The 7,162-nt window shown below is 66.3% G+C and carries 9 protein-coding genes; all 9 read left to right on the forward strand.

The annotated features are described in order from the left end of the window. On the forward strand, positions 1 to 517 hold a 517-nt coding region (locus HY2_RS13675), incomplete at its 5' end, for a type IV secretory system conjugative DNA transfer family protein (RefSeq protein WP_034828595.1). Positions 518 to 528: 11 nt separating this feature from the next. Then, a complete protein-coding gene (locus tag HY2_RS13680; RefSeq protein ID WP_034828596.1) occupies positions 529 to 990 on the forward strand; it encodes a ribbon-helix-helix domain-containing protein in 462 nt (153 codons plus the stop codon). Positions 991 to 1,136: 146 nt separating this feature from the next. Then, a complete protein-coding gene (gene trbB / locus HY2_RS13685; RefSeq protein WP_034828597.1) occupies positions 1,137 to 2,132 on the forward strand; it encodes a P-type conjugative transfer ATPase TrbB in 996 nt (331 codons plus the stop codon). Then, on the forward strand, positions 2,129 to 2,461 hold the full coding sequence (locus tag HY2_RS13690) for a TrbC/VirB2 family type IV secretion system protein (RefSeq protein ID WP_034828598.1): 333 nt from the start codon (positions 2,129 to 2,131) through the stop codon (positions 2,459 to 2,461). The genes trbB and HY2_RS13690 overlap by 4 nt, the downstream gene beginning before the upstream one ends. Continuing rightward, entirely contained in the window at positions 2,461 to 2,742 is a 282-nt protein-coding gene (locus HY2_RS13695; protein WP_026782251.1) for a VirB3 family type IV secretion system protein, read from the forward strand. Before HY2_RS13690 ends, HY2_RS13695 begins: the two co-directional genes overlap by 1 nt. A 13-nt stretch (positions 2,743 to 2,755) precedes the next feature. Next, positions 2,756 to 5,242, forward strand: a complete 2,487-nt coding sequence (trbE, locus tag HY2_RS13700) for a conjugal transfer protein TrbE (protein WP_034828599.1) — start codon at positions 2,756 to 2,758, stop codon at positions 5,240 to 5,242. After that, entirely contained in the window at positions 5,239 to 6,000 is a 762-nt protein-coding gene (gene trbJ / locus HY2_RS13705; RefSeq protein WP_034828600.1) for a P-type conjugative transfer protein TrbJ, read from the forward strand. The genes trbE and trbJ overlap by 4 nt, the downstream gene beginning before the upstream one ends. An 18-nt stretch (positions 6,001 to 6,018) precedes the next feature. After that, complete coding sequence (gene trbK-alt, locus HY2_RS13710; RefSeq protein ID WP_034828601.1) at positions 6,019 to 6,306, forward strand: putative entry exclusion protein TrbK-alt; 288 nt, start codon at positions 6,019 to 6,021, stop codon at positions 6,304 to 6,306. A gap of 3 nt (positions 6,307 to 6,309) precedes the next feature. After that, positions 6,310 to 7,162 (forward strand): P-type conjugative transfer protein TrbL (trbL, locus tag HY2_RS13715; RefSeq protein ID WP_034828602.1); only part of this gene is annotated, 853 nt, incomplete at its 3' end.

Here is a 7,162-nt window from a genome sequence, read left to right on the forward strand (position 1 = left end):
CTATGCCGGCCATCGCCTCGCGCCCTGGCTCGGGCATCTCATGGTGTCCCGGCAGGAGACGGCTCGGCCATTGATGACGCCGGGCGAGATCATGCAGCTTCCGCCCACCGATGAAATCGTCATGGTCGCGGGCACGCCGCCGATCCGCGCCACCAAGGCGCGCTACTTCGAGGATTCGCGGTTCACTGAACGCCTCCTGACCCCACCCGATCCGGCGGCCGGTCCCGCCACGAACCCGTCATCCGATGATTGGTCGAGCCGGTTGGTCGCGCAGAAGGGCGATGCCCAGTCCATGGCTAGCGGAACGGAAGGCGATCCGGCCAATGCCGGCATCCGCCGTGAACCGGAATTGCCCGAGCATGAGGAAATCGTTCCGCCGCCGTCTCCGGCGCGGGAGTTCGACATCCTTGACGACGAACCGGACCTGGACGCGGCCAAAGCCCGCGCCCTGCGTCAGCGCATGCGCGCGGTCGCCCGGCAGGCGTCGATGAACCCCGATGACGGGATCGAGCTTTGAGGAACCCTCCCATGGCCACACGAACCCGCATGAACGTCTATTTCGATCCCGAATTGCTGCAACAGGTCGAGATGCTGGCGCTGCGCCGCAATGTCTCCAAATCCGCCATCGTGGAGGCGTCCGTCGCTTCCTTCCTGTCCGGCGACGCAGCGGATCGGCTGGAGGCGGCCATGACGCGCCGCCTGGACAGGCTCGGCCGACAGATGGACGGGCTCGACGAAGATCTCGCCGTGCTCGGCGAGACGCTTTCGCTGTTCGTCCAGTTCTGGTTGACGATCACGCCGCCGATCTCCGACACCGGGCAATCGTCCGCCCGCGCGAAAGGCGTGGAACGGTTCGAGGGCTTCATTCAGACCCTCGGCAAGCGCCTCGCCACCGGAGACAGGTTCCTCAAGGAGCTGTCGCGCGATGTCGATTCGCTTGGGGACAGTCCCGCGCAGCGGCCGTCCGACCCCGATAGCGACCGACCCTGAATTTTCAAACCGTCCTATTTGCCGCCGATCACCGCCGGTGGCCGCACGCGCGTAAATAGTTGTTGAGTCGGCCAAAAATCAGGTTCTTTTAATCGACCCCGATGCGGGGACCGACTGTCGTGCGCCCCGTCGAAAGCGGGGCCGACATGACTGCCACACATCACAGACCGGAGGCGATCCAGCGCGGCGCGCGGATGCTGCGCACGGCGCTCGGCCCGGCCATTGCCCGGTTTCTGGAAGACCCGGCCGTGGTCGAGGTCATGCTGAACCCGGATGGCCGCATCTGGATCGACCGGCTGTCCGAAGGATTGGCGGATACGGGCGAAACGATGCCGCCGGCCGATGGCGAGCGCATCGTGCGCCTGGTCGCACACCATGTCGGCGTCGAGGTTCATGCCCGCAGTCCCCGCGTTTCGGCCGAGCTTCCCGAGAGCGGCGAACGCTTTGAAGGCTTGCTTCCCCCGGTGGTTTCCTCGCCGGCCTTCGCCATCCGCAAGCCCGCCGTCGCGGTGTTCACGCTCGACGACTATGTGTCCGCCGGCATCATGTCCGCCGATCAGGCGGAAACGCTACGCGCGGCCGTCGCATCCCGCGCCAACATCCTCGTGGCGGGCGGCACCAGCACCGGCAAGACCACACTGACCAACGCGCTTCTGGCCGAAGTCGCCAAGGGCGCGGATCGTGTCGTCATCATCGAGGACACTCGCGAGCTGCAATGCGCCGCGCCCAACCTTGTCGCTATGCGGACGAAAGACGGCGTGGCGACGCTTTCCGATCTGGTCCGTTCCTCGCTGCGCCTGCGCCCCGACCGCATCCCCATCGGCGAGGTGCGCGGATCGGAAGCCCTCGATCTGCTCAAAGCATGGGGCACGGGCCACCCGGGCGGGATTGGCACCATCCACGCAGGCACCGGCATTGGCGCGCTGCGCCGGCTTGAACAGCTCATTCAAGAGGCTGTCGTCACCGTCCCGCGCGCCCTGATCGCGGAAACCATTGACCTTGTTGCCGTCCTTTCCGGGCGCGGTTCCGCGCGCCGGCTGGCCGAACTCGCCCGCGTCGAAGGGCTGGGGCCGGACGGCGACTACCGCATCACGCATCTCAGCCCCTTGGCAACCCCCACCAGAACTGGAGACCCCGAATGATCCGTCATACCATGCGCATCCGCCGCCACGTCGCCACGGCCGCGACCTTCACCTATGTCGGCCTCTTCATGGCTCCGGCCGCCCATGCCTCGGGATCGTCGATGCCGTGGGAAGCGCCGCTCCAATCCATCCTCGAATCCATCGAGGGGCCGGTCGCCAAGATCATCGCCGTCATCATCATCATCGTGACCGGCCTGACGCTGGCCTTCGGCGACACCAGCGGCGGTTTCCGTCGCCTGATCCAGATCGTGTTCGGCCTGTCCATCGCGTTCGCCGCATCGAGCTTCTTCCTGTCGTTCTTCTCGTTCGGCGGCGGGGCGCTCGTCTGATGGCGGGCGGTCTCGAACAACTGGACGCGGTGCCGGGATTCTCGATCCCGGTCCACCGGGCGTTGACCGAGCATATCCTGCTCGGCGGCGCTCCGAGAAGCATCGCCATCATGAACGGGACGCTTGCCGGGGCCGTGGGTCTCGGCCTGCGCCTCTGGCTGGTCGGCATCGCCATATGGGCCATCGGGCATTTCGCGGCGGTATGGGCGGCGAAGCGCGATCCCCAATTCGTCGAAGTCGGGCGGCGGCATCTGCGCATCCCGGCTTTTCTGGCGGTCTGAGGGGAGCCCATCCATGATGAACCTTGCCGAATACCGCCGCACCGCCGCGCGCCTCGCCGACTATCTGCCCTGGGCGGCGCTGGTCGGTCAGGGTGTCGTGCTCAACAAAGACGGATCGTTCCAGCGCACCGCGAAGTTTCGCGGTCCCGATCTGGATTCCGCCGTCGCCGCCGAGCTAGTCGCCGTCGCCGGTCGCATCAACAACGCCGTGCGCCGTCTCGGCTCCGGCTGGAGCATCTTCGTTGAGGCGCAGCGCAGCGAGGCCGCGACCTATCCCGACAGCGCCTTTCCCGACGCCGCCTCGGCGCTGGTCGATGCAGAGCGCAAAGCGGGTTTCGAAGAAGCCGGCACGCATTTCGTGTCCGGCTATTTCCTGACCTTCCTCTGGCTGCCCCCGGCCGAGGAAGCCGCCCGCGCGGAAAGCTGGCTCTACGAGGGTCGCGAGCAATCCGGCGTGAACCCGTGGGAGGTCCTGCGCGCCTTCATCGATCGCACCGATCGCGTGCTGGCGCTGCTCGACGGATTCATGCCGGAGTGCCGCTGGCTCGATGACGGGGAGACGCTGACCTACCTCCATTCGACCATATCGACCAATCGCCACCGTGTGCGCGTGCCCGAGGTGCCCATGCACCTCGACGCGCTGCTGGCCGATCAGCCCTTGACGGGCGGGCTGGAGCCGCGCCTTGGCGACGCGCATCTGCGCGTCCTGACCATCGTAGGTTTCCCGACCGCGACGACGCCTGGCCTGCTCGACGAGATGAACCGGCTGCCGTTCCCCTACAGGTGGAGCACGCGCGCGATCCTGCTGGACAAAGTGGACGCCACAAAGCTCCTGACCCGCATCCGCCGCCAATGGTTCGCCAAGCGCAAGAGCGTCGCCGCGATTCTGAAAGAGGTGATGACCAACGAGGCGTCCGCCCTTGTGGACACTGACGCCGCGAACAAGGCGCTCGACGCCGACATGGCGTTGCAGGAGCTTGGGGCGGACGTGGCGGGCATGGCCTACGTCACAGCGACCGTCACCGTATGGGATGCCGACCCGCGCCTTGCCGACGAGAAGCTGCGCCTGGTCGAGAAGATCGTTCAGGGCCGCGACTTCACCGCCATGCCCGAGAGCGTCAACGCGGTTGACGCATGGCTCGGCAGCCTGCCCGGACACGCCTACGCGAATGTCAGGCAATCGCCCATCAGCACTTTGAATCTCGCCCACATGATCCCGCTTTCGGCGGTGTGGGCGGGGCCGGAACGGGACGAGCATTTCGGTGCGCCCCCTTTGCTCTTTGGAAAGACCGAAGGCTCAACCCCGTTCCGGTTGTCTTTGCATGTCGGCGACGTAGGGCACACCCTTGTCGTCGGCCCCACGGGCGCGGGCAAGAGCGTGCTGCTCGCCCTCATGGCGCTCCAGTTCCGCCGCTACGAGGCCAGCCAAGTCTTCGCCTTCGACTTCGGCGGCAGCATCCGCGCCGCGTCGCTCGCCATGGGCGGCGACTGGCATGACCTTGGCGGCGGGCTGACAGAAGGGGCCGAGGCGTCCGTCTCGCTCCAGCCGCTGGCCCGCATCCACGACACCTATGAACGCGCATGGGCGGCGGACTGGATTGCCACCATCCTCATGCGCGAAGGCATCGCCATCACGCCCGAGGTCAAAGAGTATCTTTGGACGGCGCTGACTTCGCTCGCCTCCGCGCCGGTCGAAGAACGCACGATCACCGGCCTTGCGGTGCTGTTGCAATCCAACGATCTGAAACAGGCGCTCCGGCCGTTCTGCGTCGGCGGTGCCTATGGCCGGTTGCTCGACGCCGAGACAGAGCATTTGGGATCGGCGGACGTGCAGGCGTTCGAGATCGAAGGGCTGGTCGGCACCGGCGCGGCCCCGGCCGTTCTGTCCTACCTGTTCCATCGCATCGGCGACCGGCTCGACGGCCGCCCCACGCTGCTCATCATCGATGAAGGCTGGCTTGCGCTCGACGACGAGGGATTCGCCGGCCAGCTCCGCGAATGGCTGAAGACGCTGCGCAAGAAGAACGCCAGCGTCATCTTCGCCACGCAAAGCCTGTCCGACATCGACGGCAGCAACATCGCGCCCGCTATCATCGAGAGCTGCCCGACGCGGCTCCTGCTGCCGAACGAGCGCGCCATCGAGCCGCAGATCGCGGCCATCTATCGCCGCTTCGGCCTCAATGACAGGCAGATCGAAATCCTCGCAAGGGCCACGCCCAAGCGGGATTATTACTGCCAAAGCCGCAGGGGCAACCGCCTGTTCGAGCTGGGCCTGTCCGAAGTCGGCCTCGCCCTCTGCGCCGCATCCGCCAAATCCGACCAGACCCTCATTGCGCAGATCGTTGCGGAGCACGGCCGCGATGGTTTCCTCGCCGCATGGCTGCGCGAGCGCGGCGTCGAGTGGGCGGTCGAGCTGATCCCCAACCTCACCAATCTTGCCGACCGGCCGGAATCCGCCGCGCCGGCCCGACTCGATACCCCACAGGAGATTCTTCCATGACCTATTCCAAGTTTGTCGGGGCCTCGGCCCTTGCGCTGGCGCTCGCCATTCCGGTCGCGCTTTCGCCCATGCTGGCAAGCCCGGCCCATGCGCAATGGATCGTCTATGATCCGACCAACTACGCGCAGAACGTGCTCACGGCCGCGCGCACGCTGGAGCAGATTAACAACCAGATCACCTCGCTCCAGAACGAGGCCCAGATGCTCATCAATCAGGCCCGCAATCTGGCGAGCTTGCCATATTCCTCGCTCCAGCAGATTCAACAGAACGTCAGCCGCACGCAGCAGCTTCTCAGCGACGCGCAGAACATCGCGTTCGACGTGCAGAACATCGACCAGGCGTTCCAGAGCCAATACGGCAATGTGTCGCTGTCGGCGACCGACGCCCAGCTTGTCGCCGATGCGCGCGACCGTTGGCAAAACACGGTCGGCGGCTTGCAGGACGCCATGAAGGTGCAAGCCGGTGTCGTCGGCAATATCGACAGCAACCGCGCCGAGATGGCCGCGCTCGTCGGCCGGAGCCAGGGTGCGACCGGCGCATTGCAGGCCACGCAGGCCGGCAATCAGATCCTCGCCCTCCAGTCGCAGCAGCTTTCCGACCTGATCGCCATGCTCGCCGCCAACGGCCGGTCGGAAGCGCTGATCGAGGCCGAGCGTGCGACGGCCGCCGAACAGGGCCGTGTCCAGCGCGAGCGCTTCCTGACCCCCGGCAGCGGCTACCAGCCGGGCAACGCGCAGATGTTCAACGGCAACAACTGACCACGGGAGGGGCCGCCCATGGACGGCAAGATGCTGGCCCGGCTCGGGGCCGTCGTATTCGTCGCCATGGCCATCGCGGCCACGGTGATCGAGATGACCCGCAAGGACGATCCCGCGCCGGCCAGCACCGCACCGGCGCTGCAACCGCCGGCCGATCCGCTCCGCGCGACGCTTCGCCGGTGCCAGCAGCTTGGGGAAGCGGCGACGAGCGATCCGGTCTGCCTTTCCGCATGGGCCGAGAGCCGCGACCGCTTTCTTGGCCGGACGCCCGCCCAGACCGCTCCGCGACAGAACGAGGAACAGTGATCCATGGGCGGAACCGGCGTCATCGACTCGTTTCTTGGGGTCTTCACCAGCTACATAGATTCCGGCTTCGGCCTGCTCGGTGGGGAAGTGGCGTTTATCGCCACCACCCTGATCGTCATCGACGTGACGCTGGCGGCGCTCTTCTGGGCCTGGGGCGCGGATGACGACATTATCGCAAGGCTGGTCAAGAAGACCCTGTTCGTCGGTGTCTTCGCCTACGTCATCGGCAACTGGAACAACCTCGCCCGCATCGTCTTCGACTCATTCGCCGGTCTCGGTCTCATGGCGTCGGGCACGGGCTTTTCCGCTGCCGACCTCATGCGGCCAGGCCGGGTGGCACAGACCGGCCTCGATGCCGGCCGACCATTGCTCGATTCCATTTCCGACCTGATGGGCTACTGGTCGTTTTTCGAGAACTTCATCCAGATCGCCTGCCTGCTGTTCGCCTGGGCGCTGGTGATCCTCGCCTTCTTCATCCTCGCCGTGCAGCTCTTCGTCACGCTGATCGAGTTCAAGCTGACCACGCTGGCCGGCTTCGTGCTGATCCCCTTTGGCCTGTTCGGCAAGACCGCCTTCATGGCCGAGCGTGTGCTTGGCAACGTAATCTCTTCCGGCATCAAGGTTCTGGTGTTGGCCGTCATCATCGGCATCGGCTCAACCTTGTTTTCGCAGTTCACCGCCGGCTTCGGCGGCGTCACCCCCACGATCGACGATGCCATGGCGATTGTGCTCGCGGCCCTGTCGCTGCTCGGCCTCGGCATCTTCGGACCCGGCATCGCCACCGGCCTTGTCTCGGGCGGCCCCCAGCTCGGCGCGGGCGCGGCCGTGGGCACCGGCCTCGCCGCCGGCGGCATGG

The organism is Hyphomonas pacifica (assembly GCF_000682675.1).
Taxonomy (GTDB): domain Bacteria; phylum Pseudomonadota; class Alphaproteobacteria; order Caulobacterales; family Hyphomonadaceae; genus Hyphomonas; species Hyphomonas pacifica.